The 16,877-nt window shown below is 37.0% G+C and carries 15 protein-coding genes and 7 pseudogenes; 3 read left to right on the forward strand and 19 right to left on the reverse strand.

Annotated features, from left to right (window positions below):
* Positions 1-15: 15 nt before the first annotated feature.
* From ACLKMH_RS17650 to ACLKMH_RS17680, 7 genes and pseudogenes are all read right to left on the reverse strand, one after another.
* Positions 16-543 (reverse strand): AAA family ATPase, encoded by a 528-nt coding sequence (locus ACLKMH_RS17650; RefSeq protein WP_413699303.1) that lies wholly within the window; start codon positions 541-543, stop codon positions 16-18.
* Positions 536-847, reverse strand: a complete 312-nt coding sequence (locus ACLKMH_RS17655) for a cupin (protein WP_413699304.1) — start codon at positions 845-847, stop codon at positions 536-538. The genes ACLKMH_RS17650 and ACLKMH_RS17655 overlap by 8 nt, the downstream gene beginning before the upstream one ends.
* Positions 848-865: 18 nt before the next feature.
* Positions 866-1,174, reverse strand: a complete 309-nt coding sequence (locus ACLKMH_RS17660; protein ID WP_413699305.1) for a DUF1272 domain-containing protein — start codon at positions 1,172-1,174, stop codon at positions 866-868.
* A 129-nt stretch (positions 1,175-1,303) separates the two neighbouring features.
* Positions 1,304-1,594: a PilZ domain-containing protein gene (locus tag ACLKMH_RS17665; protein WP_413699306.1), complete on the reverse strand. Its 291-nt coding sequence runs from the start codon at positions 1,592-1,594 to the stop codon at positions 1,304-1,306.
* A gap of 96 nt (positions 1,595-1,690) precedes the next feature.
* On the reverse strand, positions 1,691-2,101 hold the full coding sequence (locus ACLKMH_RS17670) for an acyl-CoA thioesterase (RefSeq protein ID WP_413699307.1): 411 nt from the start codon (positions 2,099-2,101) through the stop codon (positions 1,691-1,693).
* Between the two features lie 10 nt (positions 2,102-2,111).
* Positions 2,112-2,580 (reverse strand): annotated as a pseudogene (locus tag ACLKMH_RS17675) (low molecular weight protein-tyrosine-phosphatase).
* A gap of 18 nt (positions 2,581-2,598) precedes the next feature.
* Positions 2,599-3,157: pseudogene (locus ACLKMH_RS17680) on the reverse strand (elongation factor P hydroxylase).
* Positions 3,158-3,235: 78 nt separating this feature from the next.
* Between ACLKMH_RS17680 and pdxH the strand changes: the two are divergent.
* The gene (gene pdxH, locus ACLKMH_RS17685; RefSeq protein ID WP_413699308.1) at positions 3,236-3,889 is read left to right on the forward strand and encodes a pyridoxamine 5'-phosphate oxidase; all 654 of its coding nucleotides are present in this window, start codon (positions 3,236-3,238) and stop codon (positions 3,887-3,889) included.
* A 57-nt stretch (positions 3,890-3,946) separates the two neighbouring features.
* Here pdxH and ACLKMH_RS17690 read toward each other — a convergent pair whose 3' ends face one another.
* The 4 genes and pseudogenes from ACLKMH_RS17690 to ACLKMH_RS17705 all read right to left on the reverse strand — a co-directional run bounded on the left by ACLKMH_RS17690 (position 3,947) and on the right by ACLKMH_RS17705 (position 8,879).
* Positions 3,947-5,344 carry a cobyric acid synthase gene (locus ACLKMH_RS17690; RefSeq protein WP_413699309.1) on the reverse strand — a complete coding sequence of 466 codons (1,398 nt, stop codon included), beginning with the start codon at positions 5,342-5,344 and terminating at the stop codon, positions 3,947-3,949.
* Positions 5,345-5,428: 84 nt separating this feature from the next.
* On the reverse strand, positions 5,429-6,481 hold the full coding sequence (aroG, locus tag ACLKMH_RS17695) for a 3-deoxy-7-phosphoheptulonate synthase AroG (protein ID WP_413702390.1): 1,053 nt from the start codon (positions 6,479-6,481) through the stop codon (positions 5,429-5,431).
* Positions 6,482-6,568: 87 nt separating this feature from the next.
* On the reverse strand, positions 6,569-7,816 hold the full coding sequence (moeA, locus tag ACLKMH_RS17700; protein WP_413699310.1) for a molybdopterin molybdotransferase MoeA: 1,248 nt from the start codon (positions 7,814-7,816) through the stop codon (positions 6,569-6,571).
* A 146-nt stretch (positions 7,817-7,962) separates the two neighbouring features.
* Positions 7,963-8,879 (reverse strand): annotated as a pseudogene (locus tag ACLKMH_RS17705) (LysR family transcriptional regulator).
* 151 nt (positions 8,880-9,030) lie between these two features.
* Between ACLKMH_RS17705 and ACLKMH_RS17710 the strand changes: the two are divergent.
* Positions 9,031-10,246: pseudogene (locus ACLKMH_RS17710) on the forward strand (pyridoxal phosphate-dependent aminotransferase).
* Positions 10,247-10,297: 51 nt separating this feature from the next.
* Here ACLKMH_RS17710 and ACLKMH_RS17715 read toward each other — a convergent pair.
* The 8 genes and pseudogenes from ACLKMH_RS17715 to minC all read right to left on the reverse strand — a co-directional run bounded on the left by ACLKMH_RS17715 (position 10,298) and on the right by minC (position 16,442).
* Positions 10,298-11,492, reverse strand: a pseudogene (locus ACLKMH_RS17715) (DEAD/DEAH box helicase).
* A 103-nt stretch (positions 11,493-11,595) separates the two neighbouring features.
* A complete protein-coding gene (locus ACLKMH_RS17720) occupies positions 11,596-12,678 on the reverse strand; it encodes a DNA alkylation repair protein (protein WP_413699311.1) in 1,083 nt (360 codons plus the stop codon).
* Positions 12,679-12,687: 9 nt separating this feature from the next.
* A complete protein-coding gene (locus ACLKMH_RS17725; RefSeq protein WP_413699312.1) occupies positions 12,688-13,455 on the reverse strand; it encodes a class II glutamine amidotransferase in 768 nt (255 codons plus the stop codon).
* Positions 13,456-13,466: 11 nt separating this feature from the next.
* A pseudogene (lpcA, locus tag ACLKMH_RS17730) lies at positions 13,467-14,046 on the reverse strand (D-sedoheptulose 7-phosphate isomerase).
* 207 nt (positions 14,047-14,253) lie between these two features.
* The gene (locus ACLKMH_RS17735) at positions 14,254-14,430 is read right to left on the reverse strand and encodes a hypothetical protein (RefSeq protein WP_193755518.1); all 177 of its coding nucleotides are present in this window, start codon (positions 14,428-14,430) and stop codon (positions 14,254-14,256) included.
* Positions 14,431-14,611: 181 nt separating this feature from the next.
* Positions 14,612-14,879: pseudogene (minE, locus tag ACLKMH_RS17740) on the reverse strand (cell division topological specificity factor MinE).
* Position 14,880: 1 nt separating this feature from the next.
* Complete coding sequence (gene minD / locus ACLKMH_RS17745; protein ID WP_413699313.1) at positions 14,881-15,693, reverse strand: septum site-determining protein MinD; 813 nt, start codon at positions 15,691-15,693, stop codon at positions 14,881-14,883.
* Between the two features lie 32 nt (positions 15,694-15,725).
* Positions 15,726-16,442, reverse strand: coding sequence for a septum site-determining protein MinC (gene minC, locus ACLKMH_RS17750; protein WP_413699314.1), 717 nt, complete (start codon positions 16,440-16,442; stop codon positions 15,726-15,728).
* A gap of 126 nt (positions 16,443-16,568) precedes the next feature.
* On the opposite strand from minC, the gene ACLKMH_RS17755 reads away from it, so the two are divergent.
* Positions 16,569-16,868 (forward strand): YcgL domain-containing protein, encoded by a 300-nt coding sequence (locus ACLKMH_RS17755; RefSeq protein WP_413699315.1) that lies wholly within the window; start codon positions 16,569-16,571, stop codon positions 16,866-16,868.
* The last annotated feature ends 9 nt before the right edge of the window (positions 16,869-16,877 follow it).

Raw genomic sequence — 16,877 nt, forward strand, 5'->3', positions numbered from 1 at the left:
TTGTTAGCATTTTTATCATTTAAACACTTTATCGTTTTCATACTCCTCTGGTTGTTCAAAGAAACTATCAAAAAATGCAATATCTTTTTCTTCAATCTTGAATGAATGAGCATCTTCACTGTTATTCCGTTTTTGATTTCTTTTGATACGAACATGTAACGGAATATCAAAATAGTATTGCTCAACTGAAATTCCCTCGTCTTCAAAAAATTTTCTTAAAGCAATACGTGAAGACCTTTTCCAAAAACCCCAATCTAAATAGACAGTCAGTCCATTTGTAACTAATTTATGAGCGAGGCGCTTTTGATATTCAAAACACCCTGAATAACTGTTATCAAGCTCTTCTCGAGTTGGATAACGACCAAAAATATCTAGCTGTAACTCATCCAAGGATAAAAAGATAACGCCTGAATGATGTTGCATTTGTCTAGCAAAAGTCGTTTTTCCACAGGCAACTTTCCCCACAAGTAAAACTACTTTTCCATAATTTATCTTATCAACTGCTTTGATAAAGTATTCCTTCCTAATTAAAAGATCATTCACTGCCTTCTGATTCAATCACCAAAATACGAGCTTCACCCTGCGGATGTGCAACATGTTCTGTTCCCACCGAGGCGTAAAAAATATCCCCCGAATTAAGCAAGGTCGATTGCTCAATGCCAGCTTCTTTGTAAAGCATTTTGACTACACCATCTAATACAACAAAAACCTCTTCGCCATCATTGATATGCCAATGATAAGGCTGATCTGTCCAGTGAAGACGTGTTGTAATACCATTCATATTAGCAATGTCTTTTGCTCCCCATGCACTATCTGCAGTGAAGCTTTTAGCTCTGATTATTTTCATATCTTGATATTATACTCGTTACCGATCCTGTGGTTTAATGTTTTTAATGTCTGCAACAAATGCTTTTAACATTTGTACAGAATATTTAGTGTTTACTCTTTTTGTCGAAGCAGGATGAAACATTAAACTCACTCCATCTCGCCTCGCGTTCTTAGGGCGGATAGGTCGATTTACAAACCCACCACCACAATTAGGACAAACATTTTCTAATATATCCTGCACACAGGTTTGACAGAAAGTGCATTCATAACTGCAAATCATTGCTTCGGATGAATCTGCTTGCAAGTCTTTATCACAACATTCGCAATTAGGTCGTAGTGCGAGCATGCTTAAATCCTTAATAGAAAATACAACATAAAAAGACGAAGTAAGTTATAGCGTTAACAAAATAAAGCCTCGCATTTTATCGAGGCTTTAAAGACATCATAGATTCGTATGAAGAAAAATAAATATTATTTATTTCAAGGAAAGAAAATTCACAGCGACACTAAATCCAATATCTTGAGCATCTACACGTAATAATGTTGCATCTGCATCAAGTGGTGGAAAGCGCTCATCTTCCGTATCAAGTTTAATATGCACCTGATCACCTTCTTGCAGACTTGCATCATTGAATGTTATCAACATACCTGTACTACTTAAATCCTTACAAATACCTTTGACAACAACCGAACCTTTAGTTATTTCAATTGGTAGTTCTAGCTCCATACGATGAAATGAGCGCTTATCATTCTGAGTAAAAAACATAACCTCTCCAAGATAATTAATTTTAATACCATAAAAATGGATTAAACATGTCAATCACGCAAGTTTATTTTGCGAATTTTTAAATACTTTGCGAGTTTAAACATTATTTTCTCTTAAGTAAGAAAGGATCTCATCTGGCAAAGGTTGTAAGCGCTTTGATTTGTCTAAACATACCATTTCAATATCACCAATAACGGCGACCCTATTAGCGCCAGGACGCCAAACTTCTTGACGCCATATGGTTTTATATTTTCCATCTAATTTGAAGCTTGTACGAATATCACATACCTCAGCAAATTCGACACCATCTTGAAAAGTCATATTGGCTTTATAAACCGCAAAGCCAAGCCCTTTTTCTCGCCAAAGTTTATCTAAACGATCGCTATCGATCACATGTTCACGGGCGCGTTCAAAATACTTCAAAAAGTTAGGATGATATACCACACCAGAGTGATCAGTATCTTCATAGTAAATTTGTACGGGATGATGAAAAATTTTTGTGGTCACTGTTTTCTCTCTAGGTTAGGCCTGTTATTTTATTTAATAATTTGATTGAAGCATCTTCCAATAAATCCAGCACTAGTTCAAATCCATTGTTACCGCCGTAGTAAGGATCAGGTATTTCTTTTTTATCCATACTCGAATCAGCATAATTTAAAAACAGGGAAATTTTATGCTGTAAATGTTGCGGGCATAAGGTTTTAAGATCTGCAATATTTTGCTCATCAAGTCGCTAAAATAAGATCAAAATAGTCAAAATCAGCAACATCGACTGGACGAGATGTGATGCCTTTAAAACTATATCCACGCGCTTTACCTGCTTCAATACTTCGTCTATCCGGTGAATTTCCTTGATGAAAATTTATAGTACCAGCAGAATCAACTTCAATATCTATCGCCATTTTTTTGGCCATTGCTCTTAACACCGCTTCTGCACTTGGCGAACGACAAATATTACCTAAACAAACTATCAGGACCTTTTTCATTTATGAGTTCCTATTTTATTAAACCTTCATACCAGGGTAAGCAAACAACTCTTTAGTAAGTGGCGGTGTTTTGTAAAAACAAGCCAATGCATTAATTAATGCCTTGGTGCGAATACAAAAACCATTTTCTAAATAGCTTAAAACCTGTTGATATACTTTATGTTTGAAGGCTAATCGATCAATTTCAATACCACTTAAATTATCCGCACTAACATCAAACTTAAAACCACAACTGACGGCAATTGCCCATTCAATTGCCTGTGGCACTACTTCAACCTTTTCAAATTCAGCCTGTTAGCTCAGCATTTCGGCCATCGGGCTCATACCAATAACCATAATCTTCTAATAAACGTCTTTTCTCACCAGCAACCAACCAATGGGCTATTTCATGTAATGCACTCGCATAAAATCCATGAGCAAAAATAATACGATGAAAAGCATGCTCATTATTTGCGGGTAAATAGATAGGTTCATTGTCTCCACATACCAATTGAGTTTGGTGGCTTTCTAAGAAGGTTTGCTCAAAAATGTTAATTAAATCTTGATAGTTAAATACTGTTGAAGGTGAATTTGACACTGTTTAAACCGATTTTAAGTTGTATTATTTTCACTAAATTATACACTTAGACTAATTGAATTTATAGAAGAAGATCCCATGTCATTTTTAAACAAAATTCGCTGTGCATTTACTCTAGGGCAAGGTTTATTAATCGAAAATCGTGCCTTACAAACAACAGATGATCCCATCGCTTTTTTTAAAGCATGGTTAAGAGAAGCTGAAAATAGCGGCATTATTTTACCTGAGTCGATGTCCGTTTCAAGCTGTACATTGGAAGGTCGGCCTTCTTCTCGAATGGTTTTGTTAAAAGAAGTGGATCAAAAAGGGTTTGTGTTTTTCACTAATTATAACAGCCGTAAAGCCAAGGAATTAGAAGCCAATCCCTTTGCGACTCTATTATTTCATTGGAATATGTTACAACGTCAGGTACGCATTGAAGGACGTATTGAACGTATTAGTGAACAGGAGTCCGCTGATTACTTTCATAGCCGTGGACGCGGCAGTCAGATTGGCGCTTGGGCATCTCATCAGAGTGACGAGCTTGATAGCCGAGAAACCTTAGTAGAACGAGTTAAAATGTTTGAACAAAAATTTAAAGGGCAAGAGATCCCGCTACCAGAATTTTGGGGTGGATATCGTGTGGTACCCGATAGAATTGAATTTTGGCAAGGCAAGGCCGATAGATTGCACGATAGGTTTATATATCAACCTGAGCAACAAAGCTGGAAAATTACTCGCTTAAACCCATAAAGGTGAATCTAAAATAATCGTTGTTAAATAATTAGATTTAACAACGATTTAAAAAGCTTATAACCAGCCATGTTGCTCAAACATATTCGCTAAATTATCCAATTCAACTTCAAGATGTTCTGTCCATTGTAATCCATTTTTCATGCCTCCTACCTGTTCCATAAACCAGTTATAAAACACTTTATTTTCAAATACGCCATGCAGGTAAGTAGTGTAAATATTTTCACATTGCCAGCCTAAGTTGTCTGCGATAAAAGGCGTCACTAAATTATTAGTTATGGTTTCTCCATGATGTATTTCATAACCAATCAATTGTCCACCTTGCCAGTTTACCTGTGTTTGTTTGGTGGATTTCTCCGCGAGCAATGTTGTTTTTAGTGCAATAAGTCCTAAACCTTTCTGATCACCGCCCTCTAAATTAAACGGGTCATGTATGGCTTCACCAAGAATCTGTAAACCACCACATATCCCTAAAATGAGCTTACCCGAATCATGAAATTGTTTAATTTCACCATCAAGTCCTGAATCTTTTAAGAAAGTTAAACTTGCACCACTGTTTTTACTGCCAGGTAAGATTAATGCATCAAAATGGCTCAAATCAATCTGCTTAGTGATCGGCACTAAATTAATATCATCTTGATATATTAATGGGTCGAACTCATCCATATTTGACGCATAGGGATAATACAAAATGCCAATATTAATTTTTCCACGTTGCCATTGAGTGCCTAAACGAAAGCTGTCTTCTTCAGGTAGATGGTGACGATAATAGGGTAAAATAGCCACCGTAGGGATGCCTGTTTTTTCTTCAAGCCAATCCATTGCATTACCTAATAACGCTTGATCACCACGAAATTTATTAAGCACAAAGCCTTTTATCAATTTTTGTTCTTCTTCACTTAAGCAAGCCCAAGTACCAAGAAGATGAGCAAAGGAACCTCCGCGATCAATATCTGAAACCAGATAAACATCAGCTTGACACTCTAGTGCTACAGACATATTAACAATATCACCTGAGCGCAAATTTATTTCTGCTGGACTGCCTGCTCCTTCAATGACAACTTGATCATATTGCTCAATTAATTGATGTAATGACTTTTGCACTTCTGGCCAAAGTAAGTTTTTACGCTCCAACCAAGGTAACTGACTTATTTTAGTATTCACCTTGCCATTAATAATGACTTGGCTTTGTGTATCGGCGCTGGGTTTTAATAAAACAGGGTTCATTAAAGCATCAGGCAACACTTTTGCGGCAACCGCTTGCAAGTATTGAGCTCGCCCCATTTCTAAACCATCGCAGGTAATAGCCGCATTATTACTCATATTTTGCGCTTTAAAAGGGGCAACCTTCAGCCCTCGATTAGCTAATAAACGACAAATTGCAGTCACTACCAGCGACTTTCCAGCATCACTGGTGCAACCTAAAATCATAATGGGTTTATTTTTTTGAGTCATTTGCTTACCAAAGTTAAAAATGAATAAATTACAGGCAAAAAAAGCACTGCAAATGCAGTGCTTAAATTATCACTTTACATATTATTAGCCACGACGTGAAGCAACGGCTTCCGATAACTGTGATAATAAGCTTTCTGTATCATTCCAACCGATACAAGCATCAGTAATACTTTGACCATAGGTTGTCGCTTTACCATCGACTAAATCTTGACGACCTTCGATAATATGGCTTTCTACCATAACACCCGAAATTGCTTTATCACCACCTGCAATTTGACCACAAACATCAGTACAAACTTTCATTTGGTTTTCAAATTTCTTTTCAGAGTTTGCATGGCTGAAATCGATCATTAATGTTTCTTCAAGGCCTGACTTTTTCAAATCGGCTTTAATAGCGACAACATCTGTAGCACTGTAGTTTGGTGCTTTACCGCCACGTAAAATAATATGACAATCTGGGTTACCAGTGGTTTCAACAATCGCACTGTGACCAAATTTATTTACAGATAAGAAGTGATGCGATGCGTTAGCGGCACCAATCGCATCAACAGCCACTTTAATCGTACCATCAGTACCATTTTTAAAACCAACAGGACATGAAATACCAGACGCTAATTCACGATGAACTTGAGACTCTGTTGTACGAGCGCCAATTGCGCCCCAAGTCATTAAGTCACCTACATATTGTGGTGTGATCATATCCAAGAACTCTGTCGCTGCAGGTAATCCCATTGCATTAATATCTAACAATAATTTACGACCTGTACGTAATCCTTTATTGATGTTAAAAGTACCGTTTAATTCAGGATCGTTAATTAGTCCTTTCCAACCAACTGTCGTACGTGGCTTTTCAAAATAAACACGCATTACTACTTCTAACGTGTCTTTATATTTTTCACGTAATGGTGCAAGTTTAGAAGCATAATCTAATGCGACTTCTGTATCATGAATTGAACAAGGTCCAATAATTACTAAAAGACGATCGTCTTTATTACTTAAAATTTTGCTAATCGCTTCGCGAGAGCCTGCTACTGTTTTTTTAATACTTTGTGTTGCAGGAAACTTTTCTAATAAAGCGATTGGTGGTAAAAGTTCTTTAATTGCTTTGATATGTACGTCATCAGTTTTAATCATTATTCTATTCCCAAAATTATATTATTTACTTTTTATTAAAATCTTATTTTTTAAAATCACAATACTTAAAATATTCGCTTAGTATTGATATTAATCCATTAGTGCGCTGTAGGGTTCAATGGAGACGGTTTCTCCGATCTCTACATTTCCTCTATCTTGTTCTAAGACGATAAAACAGTTCGATTGGCTCATTGAACTAAACACGCCTGACCCTTGGCTACCTGTTGTACTGACAACCAATTGGCCATCTTTATTGACACTATAAACTGCTCGTTGAAAATCAGTTCGTCCGGGTGATTTTTTCAGTTTATCTGTTGTCACTGCGTTAAAACGAATAGCTGGAGCTGTATTTAAGCCCGCCATAATAGCCATCGCAGGTACCGCCAACTGATACAAAGTGACCATAGCGGAAACGGGGTTACCTGGCAACCCAAAAAACACGCTACTTGGCAGTTTACCAAAGGCAAAGGGTTTTCCGGGTTTGATAGCGAGTTTCCAAAAACCTATTTCACCTAATTCGCTTAACACATCTTTAATAAAATCAGCTTCGCCAACTGATACACCACCACTTGTGATTACCACATCAGCTTGTTCATCGGCACTTCGAATGGCCTCTCTGATCAAATCAAGATCGTCGACTATAATGCCAAAATCAATCACTTCAACATTTAAGCGAGATAACAAGGCAATTATGCTATAACGATTACTATCGTAAATATCACCCTCTGATAGAGGTTGCCCGAGATTTGTAAGTTCATCTCCCGATGAAATCACAGCTACTTTCAGCTTTCTAAATACACATATTTCAGCAATCCCCAAGGAAGCAATTAAAGGGATATCACGAGGCGTTAATTTATGCCCGGCTTTTAAGACAGTTTGTCCCTGTTGTAAATCTTCACCAGCTTGGCGAACATTATCAGCAAATTTAGGTTTTTTACTAAATCGAATCTGATCACCTTCAGCAACTGTATTTTCTTGCATCACAATCGTGTCTGCACAATTAGGCATCACAGCACCTGTCATAATGCGAATACATTGCCCACTTTTCAACTCTCCAGAATATGGCGCTCCAGCAAAAGAGCGTCCAACCATGGTTAAAGTGATCGGTGTTTCAGGTGTAGCATCAAGCAAATCAGCTTGCAACATTGCATAACCATCCATAGCGGAATTATTAAATGGAGGTACATTAATAGGTGATTGTATGTCCTGTGCAAGGGCAAAACCTAAGCCATCTGATAACGCCAAAGTAATCGATTCACAGACATTATTTACTGAGGTTTGTAATTTTGATAATGCTTGTTCAAGGGGCATTAAACCTTTTGCATCACAACAACCCATTTCTTTCATTCCCAATGATTTAACTAAGTTAGGCGGGAATTGTTACTCTTTATTGCGATGACTGCAAATCCAGATCCTTAAAAATAGATTTTGGATCAAGATTGCATGCAATTTAAACAGATTTTGATGAATATTAATTCAACTATTCACTCTACGCCTTTAATGCCCCGTAAATGTTTAAAGCAACTGCTGATTGCTGTTTTAATAAAATCCTGTAAATAGGCCAAGTCTTTTTGTTCTTCACGCACGGTCGCATAAAGCGTATTCCACACCCCTTCCTTTCCTAATTTTCGGGCGACAACATAATCCTTTTTAGATACTCATAAAGTGCCCAGTTGGGTAATCCAGCCACACCACGGCCACTTGCAACTAACTGCAACATCATCAAAGTCATATCAGCATGTCGTACTTTCGCAGGTGAAACACCGGCGGGCGTCAGAAAATGGTTAAAAATATCTAATCGCTCAATTTCAACGGGGTAAGTAATTAAGGTTTCTTGAGCAAGTTCCTCTGCTTCAATATAGGTTTTATTGGCGAGTCGATGATGACGACTTAAAGCAAGCATTGGTTGATAACTAAAAAGCGGGATATAACTAATACCTTCAATCGGCTTCGGATCAGAAGTCACTACTAAATCTAAATTACCACGTTTTAACGCAGGTAATGGTAAAAAACTAAAACCACTGGAAAAATCAAGTTCCACCTCTGGCCAGCTATCACGAAAGCTATCTATGGCAGGCATTAACCATTGAAAACAGGAATGACATTCTACCGCCATATGCAAACGTCCCGCATCACCGGAAACAAACCTTGCTAAATCTCGCTCTGCACTACTGACTGCAGGTAAAACATGTTTTGCAAGATCTAATAAACGAATACCAGCGACAGTAAAACGAATAGGTCGAGACTTGCGGATAAATAAAGAGCAATTTAAACGCCCTTCTAGTTCTTTTAATTGGTGAGACAAGGCAGATTGAGTGAGATGCAACTGCCGTGCGACTTCAACTAAGTCGCCTGTATTATTCAAAATATTCAATGTACGCAGGTGTTTAATTTCAATCATAGAATGCCTTAAGTTTAATTTAATTAACCAATAAGATGAAAAAACTAATAATAACAGTAAGAATCAGCTGCTGTCGCCTTTATTTACTTCACAGTCTGTACAATATCAGGTAGTTTTACGTTTCTTATATTTTGCTTTCTCAGAGGTTGCCATGTATTCCGTTAATAGATCCTTCAAATTAGATAATGTGTGTTATGACATTCGTGGGCCAGTTTTAAAACAAGCCCAAAAATTAGAAGAGGAAGGACAGCGCATCTTAAAGCTAAATATCGGTAACCCCGCCCCATTTGGTTTTGAAGCCCCAGAAGAAGTATTAATGGATGTCATCAAAAACCTACCACAAAGCCAAGGTTATTGTGACAGTAAAGGATTATTTTCTGCTCGTAAATCAGTCATGCGAGCATTATCAAGCGAAGGGATTATTATCACTCGATACCAATGATATTTATATCGGTAATGGCGTTAGTGAACTGATTGTAATGTCTTTACAAGCCTTATTAAATAACGGTGATGAATTACTTATTCCAGCTCCAGATTACCCACTTTGGACTGCTGCAACTAATCTTTCAGGTGGTAAAGCGGTTCATTATGTTTGTGATGAACAATCTGAATGGTTTCCAGATATTGATGATATTAAGTCTAAAATCACTTCAAAAACTAAAGGCATCGTTTTAATCAATCCTAATAATCCAACAGGTGCGGTTTACTCAAAAGAGTTATTAGAACAAATTGTTGAGCTTGCTCGTCAACATAATTTGATTGTTTTCTCTGACGAAATTTACTCTAAAATTGTTTACGATGACGCAAAACATATCCCACTAGCAACCCTTGCTGATGATATTCTAATCGTCACCTTTGATGGTCTTTCTAAGGCTTATCGTGTCTGTGGTTTTCGCGTCGGTTGGATGATGATCAGTGGCGCAAAAAGGCAAGCGCGAGATTACATTTCCGGCATTGAAATTTTAGCGAGTATGCGATTATGTGCCAATGTACCCATGCAACATGCGATTCAAACCTCGCTTGGTGGTTACCAAAGTATTAATGAGTTAACCATTCCTGGCGGGCGTTTATACGACCAAACACAGGGAGCTTGGAAATTAATTAATGATATACCGGGACTAAGTTGTACCAAACCAAAAGGTGCTTTATATCTGTTTCCTAAAATTGATCAAAAGAAATTTAATATTAAAGATGATCAACGTTTTGCCATGGATTTGTTAATACAAGAAAAGATTTTAATTGTACAAGGAACCGGATTTAATTGGCATACACCGGATCATTTCCGAATTGTTTGTTTACCACGTATGGATGAGCTGACAAAAGCGATAGGTAAAATAGGCCATTTCTTAGAAGATTATCGTCAATAGACTTTAAATATTAAGCGTCGTCATTTAGATTTATAACGACGCTTTTTTATTTTATCTTCTTGGTTTTCTTTGAGGATTTTTAGGCTTCCAATTAAGATCTGATTTAGGAATTTCAGCCTTAGGCTCAAACCCTTCAACATTTTTACGAGTGATCACTTCACCTAATTTTTTCTCAATATAACAAAGGCTTCTAAAGTCATCACGCGAGACAAAAGAGATCGCTTCGCCATTTGCACCAGCTCGTCCCGTACGCCCAATACGGTGCACATAATCATCCGCTTGATCCGGTAAATCATAGTTTAAAACCAAATATAAATTATCGATATCAATACCACGAGCTGCAACGCCCGTAGATATCAAATATTGTAATTTACCATTTTTAAAATCTTCTAATAATTGCTCTCTAACCGCCTGACTTCTGCCACTGTGAAATGCTTCAGCCTGAATACCACGCTTTTCAAGCTGACTGACTAATTTTGCGACACCTCGTTTAGTCTCGATAAAAATTAATGCCTGTGGCCATTGATGTTGCTGTATTAATTGGCTTAATAGCGCAGATTTTTTATCTTTATCAACTGGAATCAACCATTGGTTAATTTTAGGTTTATCACTCTTAGCATTAATGCTGATTTCAGAGGCGTTTTCCAGAATTGTCTTTGCTAAGAACCTAACTTGTTTGGAAATGGTTGCTGAAAACAATAAGTTTTGACGTTGCTCAGGTAAGCGTTCAACTATCTTGTTAATGTCAGCAATAAATCCCATATCAAGCATTCTGTCAGCTTCATCGAGTACCAAAATTTCTACTTCATCAAAATGAATGGCGCGTTGAGTGTACATATCAAGTAAACGCCCTGGTGTTGCTACTAATATATCAACGCCCAAAATTAAAGCGACTTTTTGAGGCTCATCATCAACACCACCATACATGGCCAACGAAGTCAGATTTAAATGTTTCGAATAAGCTTTAACATTTGCTTCAACTTGGATAGCAAGCTCACGTGTTGGCGTTAAAATAAGTGCTCTTATTCGTTTTGCACGCACTTCTGTGGCATCTTGTAAATGCTGTAAAATGGGTAAAACAAAGCTTGCTGTTTTACCTGTGCCCGTTTCTGCAGTACGCAATAATGTCTTTGCCTTTGCAGATAATAGGAATCGCTTTTTCTTGGATGGCGGTAGGTTTTTGGTAACCTTGCTCAGCAATGGCTTGTAAAATAGGCGCGCTTAACCCAAGTTTAGAAAATGGCATTTTTAATCTCTGTGTAGTTATAAAGTGATATCAGCCCGAGAGTATACTCTTTATCCGTTAAGGAACAAAATATAGCGAGATTGTTAGCTTTATTTCCTTTGTACTAATTCAATAAAGTAAATGTTTGGCTAGCTAACTTTTTCCCGTTTACGACTAACGTAAGTTGATGTTCTCCAGAATAGTATTTACGTGTAGAAATAGGCTTAAAACTAAATGCTTTAGTGAAAGTTTTATTGCAACCTTTAATATCAGCCTCTGATATTTTAAAAATTTTATCTGCTTGTTGCCCATTTTTTTTCATAAAACTAATAATAAACTCACAGCGACATAACCCTAAATTTTGTTTTGAATTTAAAACAAAAGAAAAATTAAGTTTCTCTCCCAAAAACACTGTTTTATCTAATTTAAAATCCTTTACACCAATATGAACAGGATCAGCAAAACCAAATAAAGTTAATGCACTTGGATGAGCACTTTTTAGCAAACCTCGACAGGCATGTTTTACCAACCACATACGACTTTTACTTGGTTTACCTTGCATCCAGGATTGCGCAATTTTGATGACTAAGTCAGGATGATCTTTACTGATATCATTAAGGTTATTCGCCACACTTCGATAAACATAATCCTCTGGATCATCTTTAAGTGCATCAAGGATCGGTATTATTTTTGTGGGGTCTTTTTTAAACTCAGGCAAGGCCGTTGCCCAGGGTAATCTAGGACGACAACCTTCGCTTGCTAAACGACGAACATGAAAATTATCTGACTTCGTCCACTCAAGCATTTGCGCCATCATTACTTCAGGGTATTTTTCTATAAAGGGCCTAACCGCAAATTCAGAAGTAGAATATTGGGTTAAAAAAGCAAGGCTTTCAATTGAAGTGGCTAGTTCATTAATACCAAAATATTCTATGAAAGCAGGGAAAAACATAGCTTCATAACCACTGTAAAAAGGTGCTACTTGGTGCAAAATCGAAGTGCTTTGCTTAAAATTTTGAGGTAATAAGGTATATAAAGTTTGACTAATAAAGGTGAGACGAGATTTAAGTTCGCGCCTCTCCCAATGCTCATCAAATAAGGTATCAATGAAGAGTTGTTTATCAAAGGACGGATAAGCATCTTGAAAATGTGAGGCAACTGAATCAATAAAATCTTTGCTATAAACATCTTTAAGTAATTCAGCCACATTATTTCCCTATAAAATACGTTCACCAAAATGGAATACACAAAACTCACCGGGTTGCATTTTATTCCATTGTTCATCACTGGTGAGCGGGCGAGTTGCAATGACAGTTACAATATCACTATCTGACGTTTCTTCTGAAAAATTAACCGTTAATTCTTCATCGATCAATTGAGCTTTTCCGAAGGGAGCTCGGCGCGTTATCCAGTGTAAATTATTAGTACAGTAGGCCATCACATATTGCCCATTACTGAGTAACATATTAAAAACACCGAGTTGGCGTAATTCATCTGCATAACTGGCGATTTCTTTAAAAACAGTTAGCATATCAGTGGGTTCAGATTGGTAATCTTGTTGTAATTTATTAATAATCCAACAAAAAGCACGTTCACTGTCAGTTTGCCCGACGGGCGTCGCTCGACCTAAGGCTAATTTCTCATAACCAGTTAACTGACCATTGTGTGCGTAAGTCCAATTTTGTCCCCATAATTCACGGGTAAAAGGATGTGTATTTTCAAGTGATACGCCACCTCGATTTGCTTGTCGAATATGACTGATCACAGCTGTACTTTTTATTGGATAATCTTTAACCAATTTTGCTACGCGTGATTGACAGCTAGGTTTAGGATCTTTAAAACTACGGCAACCTTTTCCTTCATAAAAAGTAATACCCCAACCATCTTTATGAGGGCCAGTTTCTCCCCCTCGCTTTATTAAACCACTAAAACTAAAACAGATATCCGTTGGAACATTGGCACTCATGCCTAACAACTCACACATCGATACTTACCCTATGCCATTTTCTTTTCAATTAATAAAATCAAAATATGAATGATTTTAATATGTATTTCTTGAATACGATCGGCATAACCAAAATGAGGAACACGTATCTCAATATCTGCGAGTCCAGCCATTTTACCGCCGTCTTTACCTGTTAACGCAATAATTTTAATGCCCTTCTCTTTTGCTACTTCAATTGCTTTTAATATATTCGTCGAGTTTCCGCTTGTTGAAAGGCAAAAAAGTACATCGCCACGGCGACCGACACCTTCAAGATATCGAGCAAAAATATAATCGTATCCATAATCGTTACCCACACAGGAAATATGACTTGGATCTGAGATTGCAATCGCGGGGTAAGATGGACGATGTTCACGATAACGCCCAGTTAATTCTTCAGCAAAATGCATTGCATCACAATGCGAACCACCATTACCACAGGCGAGTACTTTTCCTTCCTGTTTGAAAGCATCAGAAAGCATAGTGGCGACATCTTCAATTTCGTCGCAAATTGTTCTGATCAGTAAAGAAAGCCTGTAATACTTTTTCAGCTTCTAATAACTCGTCTTTGATAATATTAATGTTGGTCATATACCGTCCTAAATTCACGAAATGAGGCGGCCTATTTTTACATAGTTGTTATCGAGTTACTAGCTGGAGAGTTGAGCGAAGTTATAAAATTACAGGAAATGAGAAATAAAAAAGCAGAGTTTACTTTAATGGTAAATACTCTGCTTATTAATACTGCACTAATGATTGCACTATCATTAAATTATTGCGCAATAATTGAGGACTTAATTACGCTTTATCAAGTGTACAAGTTAGCTCTTCTTTAACTTGACCAGCTTCAATTGCATCAATTGCTTTTTGGTCATGTGCATTTGGTGGACAACCACAAGCGTGATCACTTGTTGCGTGTAAACGAGCTTGTTCTAAATGCCATTGTGCTACTTTGATATGTTGATCAACGTTCATATTATTATTCCTTTGGTTAGTTAAATTGATTTAAATCAATTAATGGCATTATATACAAACCCAAAAGACAAGACAAGCCAGTGGCTAACAGACTTTTTAATTTAAAATCAATTGCTTTAAAAACAAACAAGCTGGCGTCAACAAGCATTAACGCCAATCACACAATCAAAGACAATGTAACCTATTTATTTTTTGGTAAGGCTACATTTACTTCAAGAACAGACATATCATCATCATCTTTATCAGAAAATTCACATTTAACATCCTGTGATGAAATATCCATATACTTACGAATAACCGCAACAATTTCTTTTTGCAATTCAGGAAGGTATGAAGGACTTGCTTGCACTTGAGTGTTCATGAGCGACAATGATCTGCAGACGATCTTTTGCTAGTTTTGCCGTTCCTTTTTTAGGTTTCTCTTTTCTAAAATATTGTAGAAGTCCCATACTAAGCTCCAAATAAACGGCTCAAAAAGCCTTTCTTTTCAAATTTAACAAAACGAAATTCACGTTCATGACCTAGTAAACGATCCACTGCATCTTGATATGCTTTACCCGCGTTACAATCTTGATTTAAGATCACAGGTTCACCTAAGTTTGAAGCTGATAACACATCCTGTGATTCTGGAATAACACCAAGTAGGTCAATTCCTAATAGATCATCAATATCATCAATACTGAGCATTTCTTCTCGTTCAACACGTTCAGGGCTGTAACGTGTAATCAATAAATGCACTTTAACAGGATCTAACTGTTTCTCGGAACGAAGTGATTTACTTGATAACATCCCCGTAATTCTATCAGAATCTCGTACAGAAGACACTTCAGGGTTAGTTGTTACAATGGCTTCATCAGCAAAATACAGTGCCATCATCGCTCCCTGTTCAATACCTGCAGGTGAGTCACATATAATATACTCAAAACCATCAGCCTTCAGATCATTGATCACTTTATCCACACCTTCTTTTGTCAGTGCGTCTTTATTTCGTGTTTGTGAAGCGGGTAAAATATATAGTTGTGGGGTGCGTTTATCCTTCACTAAGGCTTGCTGTAAATTTGCTTCGCCATTAATGACATTGATTAAATCATAAACCACTCGACGCTCACATCCCATGATGAGGTCAAGGTTACGTAAACCGATATCAAAATCGATTACCACCGTTTTCGCGCCTGAAATTGCCAGCCCGGTGCCAATTGCAGCACTACTCGTTGTTTTACCAACACCGCCTTTTCCTGATGTGACAACAATTACTTTTGCCATGATATACCCTTATGTTTACTTATCTATTGAGATTAATTCAAATTATCTAATACGAGTTGTTCATTTTCTAATGAAACAATACTGCTCTTGCCAATATAATCTCCTGGCAAAGCATCACTTAATTTATATACGCCCGCAATTGATACTAATTCAGGCGCAAGTAACTGGCAAAAGACAGAAGCACTTTGGTCACCCATTGCACCAGCTAAAGCACGACCACGCAACGCACCATAAATATGGATATTGCCATCTGCTATCACTTCTGCACCGGCACTAACATCACCATTAATGACCAAATCACATTCTTTTGCATAAATTTGTTGGCCTGATCTTACTCGACCTTTGTAAATTTTTGTTTTTGCTTCATTGGCAATAAACGTTGCGCTTTCCGTTTTAACTTCTGGTGACTCTGTTTCTACTGGAGTATCTTTAACGGCAGTCGCTTTCTTAACTTGTCTTTTAGAACTTCTTAAAATAGCAATTTGTTGAGATTGGAGGTTATTTTTTTGTGCCTCAGATAAATCCCCTGACACACCTGCTAATATAAAATTATGTTCTAAAACTACTTTTTGTATTTGAGAGAAGTCTAAATTTAATGCCTGATTTTCAACGTTAACGACCACAGGGGCATGTTGAAAAAAATCTGGTGCCATTATGCGTTTCTTGTTTAACTCATCGGCTAAAATAGACAGATCTTCACTTTCAATGGTTATAACCAATAATGAGAAATTCAACGATTTTAATGTCATAACACCTCTATCTCGTGTAAAAAATACTTTTTGATTTAAAATTCAGTCAATTTGTATAAAAATTAAAGCAGATTGCATGTTATAGTCTGCGCTCTTAATAGGCAAGTAAAGGGTTACAATAGTATTATGTTATGTGCTGTATATAAAAGTATTCGAAAATCACAAACTTATCTTTTTATTGCAAAAAGAGATGACTTTGAACCTGTGCCTGATGCATTATTAACGCAATTTGGTCCACCTCAACTGGTTAGTCTGTTAAACATTAAACCAGATAGCAAACTGGCAGCGACTGATGCTAATACAGTGATTGAAGCAATACAAAAAAATGGCTTTTATTTGCAACTTCCACCTCCACCCGTTGACTACTTAGAAGAGCATAAGGCTTGGCGAAAAAAACAATTAGAGGTATTTAATGAAACTGACTAAAATTTTAAC

Source organism: Psychromonas sp. KJ10-10, assembly GCF_047323245.1.
Taxonomy (GTDB): Bacteria; Pseudomonadota; Gammaproteobacteria; order Enterobacterales; family Psychromonadaceae; genus Psychromonas.

Coding starts and splice junctions, on each gene's coding strand:
- ACLKMH_RS17655 (WP_413699304.1), bottom strand. CDS start 847: ATGAAAATAATCAGAGCTAAAAGCTTCACTGCAGATAGTGCATGGGGA.
- ACLKMH_RS17660 (WP_413699305.1), bottom strand. CDS start 1,174: ATGCTCGCACTACGACCTAATTGCGAATGTTGTGATAAAGACTTGCAA.
- ACLKMH_RS17665 (WP_413699306.1), bottom strand. CDS start 1,594: ATGTTTTTTACTCAGAATGATAAGCGCTCATTTCATCGTATGGAGCTA.
- pdxH (WP_413699308.1), top strand. CDS start 3,236: ATGTCATTTTTAAACAAAATTCGCTGTGCATTTACTCTAGGGCAAGGT.
- ACLKMH_RS17690 (WP_413699309.1), bottom strand. CDS start 5,344: ATGACTCAAAAAAATAAACCCATTATGATTTTAGGTTGCACCAGTGAT.
- moeA (WP_413699310.1), bottom strand. CDS start 7,816: ATGGGTTGTTGTGATGCAAAAGGTTTAATGCCCCTTGAACAAGCATTA.
- ACLKMH_RS17725 (WP_413699312.1), bottom strand. CDS start 13,455: ATGTGTGAGTTGTTAGGCATGAGTGCCAATGTTCCAACGGATATCTGT.
- ACLKMH_RS17735 (WP_193755518.1), bottom strand. CDS start 14,430: ATGAACGTTGATCAACATATCAAAGTAGCACAATGGCATTTAGAACAA.
- minD (WP_413699313.1), bottom strand. CDS start 15,693: ATGGCAAAAGTAATTGTTGTCACATCAGGAAAAGGCGGTGTTGGTAAA.
- minC (WP_413699314.1), bottom strand. CDS start 16,442: ATGACATTAAAATCGTTGAATTTCTCATTATTGGTTATAACCATTGAA.
- ACLKMH_RS17755 (WP_413699315.1), top strand. CDS start 16,569: ATGTTATGTGCTGTATATAAAAGTATTCGAAAATCACAAACTTATCTT.